Source organism: Hymenobacter cellulosivorans (assembly GCF_022919135.1).
GTDB classification, from domain to species: Bacteria; Bacteroidota; Bacteroidia; order Cytophagales; family Hymenobacteraceae; genus Hymenobacter; species Hymenobacter cellulosivorans.
Genome location: NZ_CP095049.1, coordinates 2,820,128 through 2,833,779 on the forward strand (window position 1 = coordinate 2,820,128; position 13,652 = coordinate 2,833,779).

Below are 13,652 nucleotides of genomic sequence, written 5' to 3' on the forward strand. Positions count from 1 at the left end.
CTCACCTTTCTTTCTTCTCTCTTTTCTATTGTATGGCAAATATTTTCGCCAAAAAACCACTAGCTCAGCTACTGGGCGAGGCTAACTCCACCGGGCACGGCACGCTCAAGCGCACACTGGGCGCGGGCAACCTCGTGGCCCTGGGCGTGGGCGCCATTATTGGTGCGGGCCTGTTTGTGCGCACGGCTGCGGCAGCAGCCCAGGCCTCGGGCCCCGGCGTCACACTGGCGTTTGTGGTAGCGGCTATCGGCTGCGTATTCGCCGGCTTGTGCTACGCCGAGTTTGCCGCCATGATTCCCATTGCCGGCTCGGCCTACACCTATGCCTACACCACGATGGGGGAGTTTGTGGCCTGGATTATTGGCTGGGCGCTGATCATGGAATACGCGCTGGGGGCCGCTACGGTGTCTATTGCCTGGAGCGAATACCTGAACAAGCTCTTAGAGGTCTTTGGCACCAGTGTGCCCTACAGCTTAAGCCATTCCCCGTTTGAAAGCGCCGTGGTAAATGGCGTAACGGAAACCGGCATTATCAACCTGCCCGCGCTGCTGGTTATCGTGGCGTTGTCGTTGCTGCTGATCAAGGGCACCCAAGAGTCGGCCTTGTTCAATGCTGTGGTGGTGTTCCTGAAGGTGGCCATCGTGCTGGTATTCATTGCCGTAGGCTGGCAGTTTATCAACCCCGCCAACCATACGCCCTATTTGATTCCCGAAAACGCGGAGCCCGTGAAAAACGCGGCCGGCACCGTTGTGCGCGAGTACACGGAGTGGAACAAGCACGGCTGGGGTGGTATTCTGGGGGGCGCGGCCATCGTGTTCTTCGCCTTTATCGGCTTTGATGCCGTGAGCACCGCCGCCCAGGAAGCCAAGAATCCCAAGCGTGACATGCCCATCGGTATTCTCGGCTCGTTGGCCGTTTGCACCGTGCTTTATATCCTGTTCGGGCACGTGCTGACGGGCGTGGCTAACTGGCGTGAATTTGCTGATCCGGCTAAGGGCGGGGAAGCTTCCGTAACGTACGCCATCAAGGCGCACATGCCCGGTTTTGAGTGGTTGAGCACGGCCGTAACGGTGGCTATCCTGCTGGGTTTTTCGTCCGTAATCCTGGTGATGCTGATGGGGCAGAGCCGTGTGTTCTTTTCCATGGCCAAAGACGGCCTGATGCCCAAGGCGTTTTCGGAATTGCACCCGCGTTTTGCTACCCCTTATAAATCGAACCTGGCGTTGCTCGTGTTCGTGGGCGGCTTTGCGGCGTTTGTGCCCGGCTCCCTGGCCGGCGACTTGACCTCGTTTGGTACCCTGCTGGCCTTCGTGCTGGTATCGGCCGGCGTCTGGATCATGCGCCGCTCCGACCCCGAGCAGCATCGTCCGTTCCGCGCGCCGCTGTCGTCGCCTGTGTTTCCCTTCGTGCCCATCATGGGTATTCTGGTGTGCACCAGCATGATTCTGGCCCTCGACGCCTTTACGCTGAAGGTAGCAATGGGCTGGATGGCCCTGGGCTTCGTCGTGTACTTCCTCTACGGCAAACGCAACTCCATGCTGCAGAAAGGCATTGTGGTAGTGCCTACCGAAATGGAAGAGCAGGCCTTTATCGAGCCCGACGTCAACAACCGCTAGCCACTGCGTAATAGCGTGAAAAGGCCCCTTCTGCATGCAGAAGGGGCCTTTTTGTTAACGGCCCAACGTTTACAATCCGGAGTGAAGAGACCAGAAAAGCTACTTTCTTACTTCTTTACCGGCTTCACTTCGCTTTGCAGCTTAATGACCCGGTCGCCGTTGTCTTGCACGATGACATAAGCCGGGTTTTCCGGGGTGCCGTTGCGGGTGATGTCGCTGCCCTTGAGCTTGCGCGTCACGGGTTCCTTGTGGGTTTCTTCAATCTTGCCGGTGGCCGTGCCGGTGCCGTATTTCCAGCTGACTTGGGTGCCTTTGCGCATGGTCGGGAGGGGTTAGAGCGGGGAATATGTGTAGGTACTGTGCTTATCCCGGAAAAGTTGAGCTTACGGCCCGTCTTCGTTTGCGGATTTTTCAGTAGAAACGGCCGAAAAGTGCGAGTCTGCCGCTACCTTTCCACTCTGATGCTTTCTTCATCACCATCCACCGTTTTTCCATGTCACTATTTCTACGCCAGCTAGGCCTGGCGGGCGGCTTGCTGCTGAGCAGCGTGGTTGCCTACGCCCAGCCCAGCACCTACCCGCGCAACGGCGTCTACGACCAGCGCCCGGGCCTGTACGCCTTCACCCACGCCACCATTTTCACCGACTACAAAACCCGCCTCACCGACGCGACCCTGCTTATCCGGGACGGTAGGGTAGAGGCCGTGGGCACCGGGGTGAAAATTCCGGCCGGGGCCGTGGTTACCGACCTCAAAGGGCGCTATATCTATCCCGGCTTCGTTGATCTGTACGCCAGCTACGGCCTGCCCGAAGTGAAAGCACCCGAGCGCCAGGGCCGCCGCAGCGGACCGCAGTTTGAAAGTCAGAAAGCCGGGGCCTACGACTGGAACCAGGCTATTCACCCCGAAACCAGCGCCGCTGAACTGTTCAAAGTCAACGACGACCAGGCCGATGCTTACCGCCGCCTGGGCTTTGGCGCGGTGCTCACCCAGCAGGCCGACGGCATTGCCCGCGGCACCGCGGCGCTGGTCACGCTGAATACGGCCCGTAAGGAACAGGAAGTAGTGCTGGCTGACCGCGCCGCCGCCGCCTTTTCCTTCGACAAAGGCAGCAGCACCCAGGATTACCCCAGCTCGTTGATGGGCAGCATCGCGCTGCTGCGTCAAACCTACCTCGACGCCGACTGGAACCAGCGCAATCCAACCAAAGAGCAAAACCTGTCGCTCAGGGCCTTCAACCAACAGCGCCAGCTCCCGCAGATTTTCGACGTGCGCGATAAGCAGTCGGCATTGCGGGCCGATAAGGTAGGCGACGAGTTCGGGGTGCAATACATCCTGAAAGGCCGCGGCGACGAGTACCAGCGCCTGGCCGATATTCAGGCTACCAAAGCTCCCCTCATTGTCAGCTTGAACTTCCCCGATGCCTATAATGTGGACGACGTGTATGACGCCTCCCGCATTTCGCTCGAGGAGCTCAAGCACTGGGAAATGGCCCCGGCCAACGCGGCCATCCTGGCCAAAGCCGGTGTGCCCTTCGTGTTGTCGGCCGCCGACCTCAAGGACAAGAAGAAGTTCTTGCCCAATCTGAAAAAGGCCATTCAGCATGGTCTCACCGAGGAGCAGGCCCTGCGCGCCCTCACCGCGACGCCCGCCGAGCTGTTGAAAATGCAGAATCAGGTGGGTAGCCTCAAGGCCGGTATGGTGGCTAACTTCCTGGTGTGCTCCAACCGCCTTTTTGCCGACGACAACGTACTGCTCGACAACTGGGTGCAGGGGCAACGCTACCAGCTCAGCACCGTGCCCAGCGACTACCGCGGTATGTATACGCTCAAAATAGGCAGTCAGCCCGAACTGAAAATGCTAGTGGCCGGCAAGCCTGAAGCTCCCGAAATGCGCATTGTAATGGCGCCCAAGGATACCGTGCGCGGGGCATTATCGGTAAATGGGGAGTTGGCTACTATTGTGTATAACCCCACGCCCAAAACCAAGGGCGCAGCTGTGCGCCTCAGCGGCTTCTATACGCCCGAAACCCGCCTGTTCCAGGGCGACGGGCAACTGGCCGACGCTTCGCAGGTGAAGTGGAGCGCCCAGCGCCAGGAGGAAGCTACCCGCGCTGCCCGCCGCGACTCGGCTAAAGCGCCTGAGCCCATACAGATTGGGCAGGCCCTGTTTCCCTTTGTAGCCTTTGGCCGCACCCAGGTGCCCCAGCAGGAAACGGTGCTCATCAAGAACGCCACGGTGTGGACCAGTGAGGCCGCCGGCAAGCTGGAAAACACCGACGTGCTGCTACAAAACGGCAAAATCCAGAAGATTGGCAAGAACCTAAGTGTGCCCAAAGGTGGCCGCAGCATCGACGGTACCGGCAAGCATCTTACGCCCGGCATCATTGATGAGCATTCCCACATTGCCATCAGTGAGGGCGTAAACGAAGGAACCCAGGCCGTGACCAGTGAGGTGCGCATCAGCGACGTCGTCGATGCCGAGGACATCGATGTGTACCGCGACCTGGCCGGCGGCGTGGTGGCCGCTCAGCTGCTGCACGGCTCGGCCAACCCCATCGGCGGGCAGTCGGCCCTGATCAAGCTGCGCTGGGGCATGACGGCCGAGCAGATGAAAATCGAGGATGCGCCGGGCTTCATCAAGTTTGCCTTGGGCGAGAACGTGAAGCAAAGCAACTGGGGCGAAATGAACGTGCTGCGTTTTCCCCAGACCCGCATGGGCGTGGAGCAGGTGTTCGTGGATGCCTTCACCCGCGCTAAGGAGTACGAGCAGGAGTGGAAAGCCTGGAACAAGCTGGGCAAGGGCAAGCAGAAGAAAGGAGAGGCCCCGCGCCGCGACCTGGAGCTCGAAGCCCTAGTCGAAATCCTGAACCAGCAGCGCTTCATTACCTGCCACAGCTACGTGCAGAGCGAAATCAACATGCTGCTGAACACAGCTGACCGAATGGGCTTTAAGGTCAACACCTTCACCCATATTCTGGAAGGCTATAAGGTGGCCGACAAGATGAAGGCCCACGGCGTGAATGCCAGTACCTTCTCCGACTGGTGGGCCTACAAAAACGAAGTGCGCGACGCTATTCCCTACAACGCGGCCATTATGCACGACGCGGGCCTGAACGTGGCCATCAACTCGGACGACGCCGAAATGAGCCGCCGCCTCAACCAGGAAGCGGCCAAAACGGTGAAGTACGGCGGGTTGTCGGAAGAGGAGGCCCTGAAGCTGGTGACCATCAACCCGGCCAAGATGCTCCACCTCGACAAGAACATGGGCAGCATCAAGGAAGGTAAGGACGCCGACGTGGTACTCTGGACCGACCACCCGCTGAGCATCTACGCCCACCCGGAGCGCACCTTCGTCGATGGCCGTCAGATGTTCGACGTCGAGTCGGACGCCCGCATGCGCCAGGAAGTGGAAAAGGAGCGGCTGCGCATCGTGCAGAAAATGCTGGACGCTAAGAAAGCCGGCGCCCCCACGCAAGGTGCTACGGCCAAGGCCAACAAGCACTTCCACTGCGACACGATGGGCGAAGACAAGGAACTGGACAACTAAGCCGGCCGCCCTTTTCGCTCTGAAAAGTTGGCTGCTTCAACCTACTTAACTGCATTCTCATGCGTTTTTCCGCATTATTTCTTTCTCTAAGCTTGCTCACGGCCACGCCGCTGCTGGCCCAAGTGCCTGCCCCGGCGCCGGCCCAGAGCAAGCCTGTGCTGCTCGTGGGCGGCACGCTGCACGTAGGCAACGGCACCGTGGTGCCCGACGCCGCCGTGGCTTTCGACAAAGGCCGCATCACCTACGCCGGAGCCCAGTCGGGCTTTAGCCAGGATAAGTCGGCCTACGAGGTGGTCGACGTGAAAGGCCAGGAAATTTACCCCGGCCTGATTCTGCCCAACACAACCCTGGGCCTGACCGAAGTAGAAGCCATCCGGGCAACCGTCGACGAGCGGGAAGTGGGCATGCTCAACCCCAACGTGCGGGCCCTAATAGCCTACAACACCGATTCCGACATTATCCCCACGGTGCGCACCAACGGCGTGCTGCTGGCTCAAGTGACGCCCCGGGGCGGCATGCTCTCGGGCCAGAGCAGCATCGTGCAGCTCGATGCCTGGAACTGGCAGGACGCAGCCGTAAAAGCCGACGACGGCCTGCACCTGAACTGGCCTCCGATGGTCATCAAACTCAACCCGAGCGAAGACCAGACAGCTGTAGACCGGCGCGAAAAAGCACGGCAGCAGCAGTTGCGCGAGCTGGAGCAACTGCTCTCGGAGGCCTCGGCCTACCGCGCCCTGCCAGCCAGCCGCAAGGAAAACCTGCGCCTCTCGTCGCTGAGCGGCCTATTCGACGGCTCCAAAACGCTGTTTATTCACGCCGACTACGGCAAGGAAATCATTGAAGGCGTCCGGTTTGCCAAACGCCTGGGCGTGCAGAAAGTCACCGTCATCGGGGCCCGCGACGCCTGGATGATGCTCGACTTTCTCAAGCAAAACGATGTGGCCGTGGTGCTGTCCCGCATTCACGCCCTGCCCCGCCGCGCCGGCGACGACTACGACCTGCCCTACAAGCTGCCTAGCCTGCTGCAACAAGCCGGGGTGCGGTTCTGCCTCGACTACGAGGGCGACCAGGAAACGGCTGGCTCGCGCAATCTGGCCTTTATTGCCGGGACCGCCGCCGGCCATGGCCTGACCAAGGAGCAGGCCCTGACGGCCGTTACGCTGAGCCCAGCCCGCATCATGGGCCTCGATAAGGACTACGGCAGCCTCGAAGCCGGCAAAAGTGCTACGCTCGTGGTAAGCAGCGGCGACTTGCTCGACATGCGGACTAATAACGTGACCCACGCCTTTATCGATGGCCGGGCTTTCAACATGACCAATAAGCAAACCTACCTGAACCAGAAGTTTCGCTCCAAATACGGAATGAAGTAGGCTTTCTGATAGCAAAAGCAACGAGGCGCGGCTCCCTGAGTCGCGCCTCGTTGCTTTTCTAGGTACGAGCAGCGTAAAACTGAATTGTGCAAAATTTTGGCATGCCCGCTAAAGCTGAAGGGGTAACATATACGGTCTATTGGCCGCTAATTCGCTGCAAAAACGTTTAAATCAAGGTTGGTAAACCGATGTATTTATGATTTAATCAGGTATTAATTGAAATGTGCTAATATCAGTGAAGTTTGGAAAGTGATTAGTATTTGTTTAAGTTTAAACTGTATTTGTGAGTGAAGCGCTGCTTTGCTTGCCCGATTGAGAAGTGTAGTTGATTGTGAATAGTAGATCTAATCTACTGTCTGGTAGGTAGGTTCTACAGCAAGATTTCCGCTTATGGATACAGTGGTTACTCATGCTTTACATGTTGTCCTACAATCAGGTTGGTGCTGTTGCTGGCATAGGCTCTCCTACACGAGTAGCAAGGGTTTTTCCCATCTGATTACCTGCAAACGCGCTTGAGCCTAGATTATGCGAAGCCAGTAATAGGACTGGCTCAAACGAGCTAGATAGTAGTGCTTTGCGCAAGTATACTATTCTTAGAAAAAATTTAACTAAATAACGTACAAGCTAATGATAATATCTTTATATTCGTCATGAAGCTGTCTGTATGAGTTACTCAGTTATTGTCTTCACTTTGAGTTCCGCGCGCATTTGAAATTTCTCTTCCATTTCAACACCTAACCCAACACATCATGGCATCCAAAATTCTATCCTTCATCTGTCACGTGCCCCCACTGATGCCCAGCGCTTTCCCAACTGCTCCTACGCCCGCCAAAACGAACCGGGTAACTGAGCGCAAAACGGATTCGAAGGCCTCAGGTGGGCATTTTACCGCTATTTATGAGAACGAGCGGTTCGTCCGCTTCAAGTATATCAACAATACCAACGACTGAACAGCTTTGGTACTAAACAACCCGGGCTACCGCGCAAAATGCTTGTGGCTACTTCCGGCGGAGTAGGCTTCAGGGCGCATGCACGGTAGCCCGGGTCCCGGGGCAGCCCCGGATTTCATTTAACTTGCACGCCAGTTCATCCTTATTGCGTGCATGATTCGTTCCCCGCGTAGCCTCCTGTTGTTCCTGTTTCTGCTGCTGGCCGGGCCTTTACTGGCCCAGCAGGGTGATTTTATTCCGGAAGAAAATGCGTGGTATGGGGTAGTGGCCCGCGGCAGCGGCCGTTCCCTGGATATCACCGGGTCGTCATCGGAAGCCGGGGTAGCGGCAGTGCAGTGGGAGTTTACGCACGCGGCCAGCCAGCAGTGGCGGTTTGTGCGCATCACACCCGGCGGCGAATACTACCGTCTTGAAGCCAAGCACAGCGCTAAGTGCCTCACCGTCGAGAAGCCCGATGAAAACGCGCCCCTGGCTCAGCGGCCCTGGACGGGCAGCCTCTACCAACAATGGAAACTGGTGCCAGCCGGTCCCATTGGTAGCTATGAGCTGGTAAACCGGGGCAATGATAAGTGTGCTGCCATTGCCGCTGCCGACAAGTTTAACGGAACTCCCGTGGTGGCGCAGCGCCCGGCTAACCGAGCCACGCAGCAGTGGCGCCTATTCAAGCTGCACCTCAACCTGGACGCCAGCCAGTCTGGTTTCGGCCCGGTTGAGCCGTTGACTGCCTTAAATACGCCCGGCAACGAGTTGCAGCCGGTGCTGGCCCCGGATGGCAAGACGCTATACTTTGCCCGCACCAAATTCGCGGGCAATACCGAAGGCAATACCGAATCGGGGGATATCTGGGTAAGCCAGTCGACGGATGGGCAAACCTGGGCCCCTCCCGTGCGGCTCGATGCCCTGAACACCCGCCAGAACAACGGGGTGATGTCGGTGGTGGGGGCCGATGGTGGCCAATTGTTGGTACGCGGGCTGTATGAGCGCGACGGTAGCTTCCGCGACGAAGGTGCGTCGTTGATCAGCCGGGCGGCCAGCACGAAAAGCAAACCCGACCGGCCCCAGCCGCTGACCATTAATAACTACTACTCGGCGGGTGCCGCGACGACCTTTTTCATGGCCGCCGACCAGAAAACCCTGCTGCTGTCCTTGGAGCGGGGCGACTCGTTTGGGGGCAACGACCTGTACGTGAGCCGCCCCAAGGCTGATGGTAGTTGGAGTGAACCCCAGAGCCTGGGTGGCGTGCTGAACTCGCCGGGCTTTGAGTTTGCGCCCTGGCTGGCTCCGGATGGCAAAACCCTGTATTTCTCTTCCTACGGCCACGCCGGCTACGGCAGCGCCGATATTTTTGTGAGTACCCGCCTAGACGAAACCTGGTCGAAGTGGACGGAGCCCCGCAACCTGGGCCCGACGCTCAACGGACCGGGTTTTGACGCGTACTTCATGCTCAGCGCCGATGGCAAGCAAGCCTATTACGCGGCCTCGCGTGCCCCCAACGGCCCGGCCGACCTGTACCGCACGGCCGCCAGCGTGCCGCCGCTGGCCGATACGACGCGCCCCGCCGTGGCAGCAGCTCCTACCGTGGCCAGGCGCGCCCTGCTGACGGGCAAAGTGCTGGACGCCAAAACCCGCACCCCGGTCAAGGCCGAAGTAAAGGCCATCCGGCTCGACAACGATATTGCTTTCAACGCCACGGTGCGCACCGACGGCACGGGCTCGTTCCAGTTTTCCTTACCCCCGGGTAGCTACCGGTTGGCGGCAGCCAGCTCGGGCTATCTGGCCGGTACCGATACGGTGCGCATGGCCGCGTCCCTGACCCGGGAAATAGCGCTGGTACCGGCGGCTGTAGGGGCCAAGCTGGAGCTGCCCACCCTGATTTTTGCCCAGGGCAAATACACGCTGCTACCTGCCTCGTACGCCGAGCTCAACCGCCTGGCCCGTACCCTCACCGACAACCCCACGGTAACAATTCGGCTGGAAGGCCACACCGACAATCAGGGCCGGGCTGATCTGAACCAGCAGCTCTCTGAAGACCGGGTAAAGGAAGTGAAGCGCTACCTGGCCACGCGGGGCATTGCCGAAAGCCGCATCACGACCGTAGGCTTTGGTGGCACCAAACCCCGGGCCAGCAACGCCAAGGAGGAAACCCGCAAGCTCAACCGCCGGGTAGAGTTTACGATAACCAAGCAGTAGGTTTCTGCGAATACCAACTGCTTGGCGGCCTCGTACGCCGCGTGTATCCGCTGATTTAGCCCTTCTGCCGCATGAAAGCAACCATCGTCCGTCAATATGAGCTGCCCAACCTGCCCTCGGCCTCGGGCATTGAGCTGGTCGGCGACACAGCCTACATCATCGGCGACGATTCCCCGTTTCTCTACAGCTGCTCGGCCCAGTCGTTGGCCCCGAATGCCCCGCTAGCCTTGTTTGAAACGGCCCATTTCAGCTCGGGCCGGATTCCGAAGGACCGCAAGCCCGACCTGGAGTGTCTGACGGCCATTGTTTCGGGCCAGGAAACGGCACTGCTGGCTTGTGGCTCGGGAGCTACGGCGGCCCGGGAGCAAGGTTTTTGGGTGGACTTACCCAAAGGGCCTGGCTCGGCTACGGTGCAGCCTTTGTCGTTGAGCCGGCTGTACGCCGCCTTGCGGCAGGTTTTGCCCAGTGGCATCACGCTGAACCTGGAAGCGGCGGCGGCCACGGCTACCGAGCTGCTGTTGTTTCAGCGCACGGTGGGCGCGGAAGCGGGCAATATCGTATTTCGGCTGCCCCTGGCGGCGGCTTTGGAGTGCATCCGGCACCAGCGCGATGTGCCGCCGGTGCAGCAGCAAACATTCCAGCTTCCTACTATTGCGGGCAAAGCGGCGGGTTTTTCCGGGGCCTGTACCTTCGATAACAAGGTCTTTATAACGGCTTCGGTAGAGGATACCCAGGATGCCATTGCCGATGGCGAAGTGCTGGGCAGCTTCGTGGGCGTGTTGCCGGCCCCACAGCCGGTTGGCAAGGCTACGCTGCTCCAGCTGGCTCATTTGGCCTTGCCGGATGGCCAACCCTACCGGGGCAAGGTGGAAAGCATCGTGGTGCGTAAGGCCCTGGGTGCCGGGCGGTACGAGGCGTTGCTGGTAACGGATGATGACGCGGGCGGCTCGACGGCCGTGCTCATTGAGCTGCACACGGCGTAGCCGGATTTAACTGGCCGGAGCGCCGGTTTTGCGTAGTTGTCGGGCCAATACGACGGCCGGGCCCGTGGCAAACTCAACTAGCATGGAGCCGTTGCGGCCCCGGATGCACTTACCTCGTTCGTCGTACACGGCGTGGCAGAGCTGGCCGACCAAGGGCGAGTGGGTAAGGCGGGCTAGCCGGTCGCCGAGGTAGCGGTAGGTGCTCATGCTGCTGGTTTGGGCCGGCGCCAGATAAAGCCATCCAGAACGTAGTGGGTCGCCTGAGGCAAAGCCAGCAGCGGCACTACCCAGGCCAAAATGCCGGTGCTGCTGATGGCAGGCAGTTGCTGAAACCAACCGAATGCTGCTGCATGTTCCCGCCACACCAGCCCGTCCCAGATACCTTCTTCCAGGTAAGCCAGCCCGAAAAGCAACCCTAGAAAGCCAACCAGGGCAACAATCTGACCCAGCGGCCGGGCCACGCGGGCGTTGGCAGCGGCCGGGCGGCTGATCCAGATCAGGGCCAGGTAGGGAATGCCGTGCGATACTACATTGAGCAGAGTAAAGGCCAGGTCGCCGTTAAAATAGACGATGCCAAAATACCACGACACGGCCGTACCGGCCAGCAGCAGGTTGCGGGGCCAATTGATGAGGCGTAAGAGCAGCCACTGGCGGATTTCCTTGGCCAGGTACAGCAGTACCAACGCCACGTAGAGCCCGGTAGCAAACCAGCGCCCGGCGGGCCAATCGTGCTGCACAAAGTCGCCCTCCACAAACCAGGTGAAGTTGCGCGGGGCCGAGAAGTGCCAGTACAGCAGCGGGTAAATAGTAGCATAATAGACCAGCGCCGTATCAAGCCAGCGGTGGGGCTGGGTGGGCTCCTGGCGCTGGTAGAGGCGCAGAAAGCCGTATTGCTGACGGATAAAGTGGAACACGGCCAGGTAGGCCAGCACCCGCCAGAAGACCAAGCTGCCAAATTGATGTAGGGCTACCCCGGCGGCGTAGCAGCCCAGCGGCACCAGCCAAAGCAGGCGCTGCTGCTCCCGCCGCCGGGTCGGGTCGAAATAGGTGCGGAACAGCGTGCTGTAGACGTGGGCTACATCAATGAAGACGACCAGCACGAGCCAGCCCAGCAGCGGCATCTGGGCGGAGGTACGGAAAGTGGCGGGCAGAAGCAGGACCAGCAGCAGGGCCACGAAGGGCGGCGACAATACCCAGAGCCCGTCGAAGGCGGCGGAGCGAATCCAGGGCTGGGGCGGCGGCAGGTGATGGGGGCGGGTCATGCGGGAAGGTCGAGCAGTTGGCGGGCGGCCCGGATGCCCTGGTAAAAGCCTTCCTCGAAGATAGACATGCCGCTCAAGTCGGTGTGGGCGAAAAAGAACCGCTGGCGCAGGGGCTGAGTGGCCAGCTGCCGCCCAGCGTGCCAAAGGGTGCCGGGTGTGGGTGCCACCATGCCGTGGCCCCACACCCAGACATCGGCGTGGCGGACGCGGGCGGTGATGCCGACGTGGGCTTTTTCCAGGTCAGCCAGAATCTGGGTCAGCCACTGGTCGTAGCTGGTGCGGTAGGCGCGCTGCCGGGCCGCTTTGGGTGGCTCGGCGGTGAGGGGCCAGTAGTAGGTAATGACCTTTTGCTGGCTGCCCAGGGCCACATCCTGCTGGTTGGCATTGACATAGCCCACCGACGCACTGCCGTAGATAACGTTGTCCCAGCTCAGCGGCGCGCCGGGGCCCTGGGGTAGGCCGTCGATGGTAAGGTTGGCCACTACCCAGGGCGCGTGGTGCAGGGGGCGGGCGGGGCGGAACAGGCCAGGAATACCTTGCAGCAGGCGTTGGGTCACGAACTGCGGGGTGGCCAGCAGCACCTGCCGGGCCTCGATGCGGCAAGTTTCGTGAGTGGCGGCGTCGTAGGTGAGAACGGCCACGCCGGTGGCGGTTTCCTGCACGGCGTAGGCCAGGGTGTTGGGCAGAATGCCGGCGGGAGTTTGCCGGCGCAGGTGTTCGACCAGAAAGCCGTTGCCCTGGGGCCAGGTCAGCACGTCGGCGCTGCTAGCGTTGTGGGCATCACCTTTGCGGGCGGCGAAGTAGTGCAGGCCGGCCCAGGCCGAGGTAGTGGCGGCCGTGGTACCGTAGTCGTCCTTGCAGCAGTAGTCGAGGTACCAACGCAGGTACTCGGAGGTAAAGCCGTGCTCGGTGAGGTAGTCGGCAAAGGAAAGCGTATCGAGCTGGCGGAACTGCTCATCGGCCGACGACAGGTCGACGGGAATGCGGAAGGCGTCCAGGCCGTCGTGGCCGCGGGCGTGGCGCAGGGTTTCGATGAGTTCGAAGAAGCGGGCAATCTGGGCGCGGTCGGCGGCCGGGACGCCCAGCTCGGGTACGAGGCCGGTTTGCCAGTGGCCGTGCAGGTGCAGGCGCTCTTCGGGGTCGTGGCAGAGGTGGTACTCGTTGTAAATGGGCCGGCCGTCGGTAGGGGCGGTGCCGGTGATGGTGCCCGTTTCGCGCAGAAAATCCAGCAGCTCGGTGTTGCGTGGGTCGGGCAGGGGCAGGTAGTGGGCCCCCAGGGAAAGGCCGACGTGGGGTTTTGGCCGGAGCTGGAGTTGCCGCCGACCTGGGCATCGAGTTCCAGCAGCAGCACCTGCTGCCGGCCGTGGCGGTGCAGCCAGCGCTTAGCCGACAACCCCGCCACACCCCCGCCGATGATGACAATGTCGGTACGGACGGTGCGGGCGGATGGCGGCAGCTGGTCGGGCTTCCAGAGCTTATGCCCCGTGGCCTTATTGGCCCCACGTAGGCTGCCCCGGATATGGGCCCGCGGGGAGCCGGGCGCGCAGGATTCGAGCAAACCGGAGCCTCCCAGCAGCAACCCGGCTACGCTCAAGCCCGTCCGGCCGAGAAATTCGCGCCGGCCAGGAAGAAAGGGGCATTGGGAGAAATCAGGAGCGGGCATGGTAAAGGCGGAGAAAGTAGGTAGCCGGCGAGGATGGGCTACCGCAAGGCTTTACTGGGGAGGCGGCTTGG

The 13,652-nt window shown here is 60.6% G+C and carries 11 protein-coding genes; 6 read left to right on the plus strand and 5 right to left on the minus strand.

Annotation, left to right across the window (positions count from 1 at the left end):
- The first annotated feature begins 32 nt into the window (after positions 1-32).
- The gene (locus MUN80_RS11970) at positions 33-1,616 is read left to right on the plus strand and encodes an amino acid permease (protein WP_244724236.1); all 1,584 of its coding nucleotides are present in this window, start codon (positions 33-35) and stop codon (positions 1,614-1,616) included.
- A 107-nt stretch (positions 1,617-1,723) separates the two neighbouring features.
- Here MUN80_RS11970 and MUN80_RS11975 read toward each other — a convergent pair whose 3' ends face one another.
- Positions 1,724-1,936 (minus strand): hypervirulence associated TUDOR domain-containing protein, encoded by a 213-nt coding sequence (locus tag MUN80_RS11975; RefSeq protein ID WP_244724238.1) that lies wholly within the window; start codon positions 1,934-1,936, stop codon positions 1,724-1,726.
- Between the two features lie 173 nt (positions 1,937-2,109).
- Here MUN80_RS11975 and MUN80_RS11980 point away from each other — a divergent pair, with 173 nt between their 5' ends.
- The 5 genes from MUN80_RS11980 (at position 2,110) to MUN80_RS12000 (ending at position 10,656) form a co-directional block, all read left to right on the plus strand.
- Complete coding sequence (locus MUN80_RS11980; RefSeq protein WP_244724241.1) at positions 2,110-5,163, plus strand: amidohydrolase family protein; 3,054 nt, start codon at positions 2,110-2,112, stop codon at positions 5,161-5,163.
- A gap of 59 nt (positions 5,164-5,222) precedes the next feature.
- Entirely contained in the window at positions 5,223-6,533 is a 1,311-nt protein-coding gene (locus MUN80_RS11985) for an amidohydrolase family protein (protein WP_244724244.1), read from the plus strand.
- A 749-nt stretch (positions 6,534-7,282) separates the two neighbouring features.
- Complete coding sequence (locus MUN80_RS11990; protein WP_244724247.1) at positions 7,283-7,483, plus strand: hypothetical protein; 201 nt, start codon at positions 7,283-7,285, stop codon at positions 7,481-7,483.
- Positions 7,484-7,636: 153 nt separating this feature from the next.
- Positions 7,637-9,673, plus strand: a complete 2,037-nt coding sequence (locus tag MUN80_RS11995) for an RICIN domain-containing protein (RefSeq protein ID WP_244724250.1) — start codon at positions 7,637-7,639, stop codon at positions 9,671-9,673.
- Positions 9,674-9,744: 71 nt separating this feature from the next.
- Positions 9,745-10,656: a DUF6929 family protein gene (locus tag MUN80_RS12000; RefSeq protein WP_244724253.1), complete on the plus strand. Its 912-nt coding sequence runs from the start codon at positions 9,745-9,747 to the stop codon at positions 10,654-10,656.
- Positions 10,657-10,662: 6 nt separating this feature from the next.
- Here the strand turns inward: MUN80_RS12000 and MUN80_RS12005 are convergent, their stop codons facing one another.
- Genes MUN80_RS12005 through MUN80_RS12020 form a run of 4 tightly spaced genes read right to left on the minus strand, consistent with a single transcriptional unit; the run spans position 10,663 to position 13,581 of the window.
- Complete coding sequence (locus tag MUN80_RS12005; RefSeq protein WP_244724255.1) at positions 10,663-10,863, minus strand: hypothetical protein; 201 nt, start codon at positions 10,861-10,863, stop codon at positions 10,663-10,665.
- Positions 10,860-11,918: a hypothetical protein gene (locus MUN80_RS12010; RefSeq protein WP_244724258.1), complete on the minus strand. Its 1,059-nt coding sequence runs from the start codon at positions 11,916-11,918 to the stop codon at positions 10,860-10,862. Before MUN80_RS12010 ends, MUN80_RS12005 begins: the two co-directional genes overlap by 4 nt.
- Positions 11,915-12,673, minus strand: a complete 759-nt coding sequence (locus MUN80_RS12015; RefSeq protein ID WP_244724261.1) for a hypothetical protein — start codon at positions 12,671-12,673, stop codon at positions 11,915-11,917. Before MUN80_RS12015 ends, MUN80_RS12010 begins: the two co-directional genes overlap by 4 nt.
- Positions 12,667-13,581: an FAD-dependent oxidoreductase gene (locus MUN80_RS12020; protein ID WP_244724264.1), complete on the minus strand. Its 915-nt coding sequence runs from the start codon at positions 13,579-13,581 to the stop codon at positions 12,667-12,669. Before MUN80_RS12020 ends, MUN80_RS12015 begins: the two co-directional genes overlap by 7 nt.
- Positions 13,582-13,652: the final 71 nt, after the last annotated feature.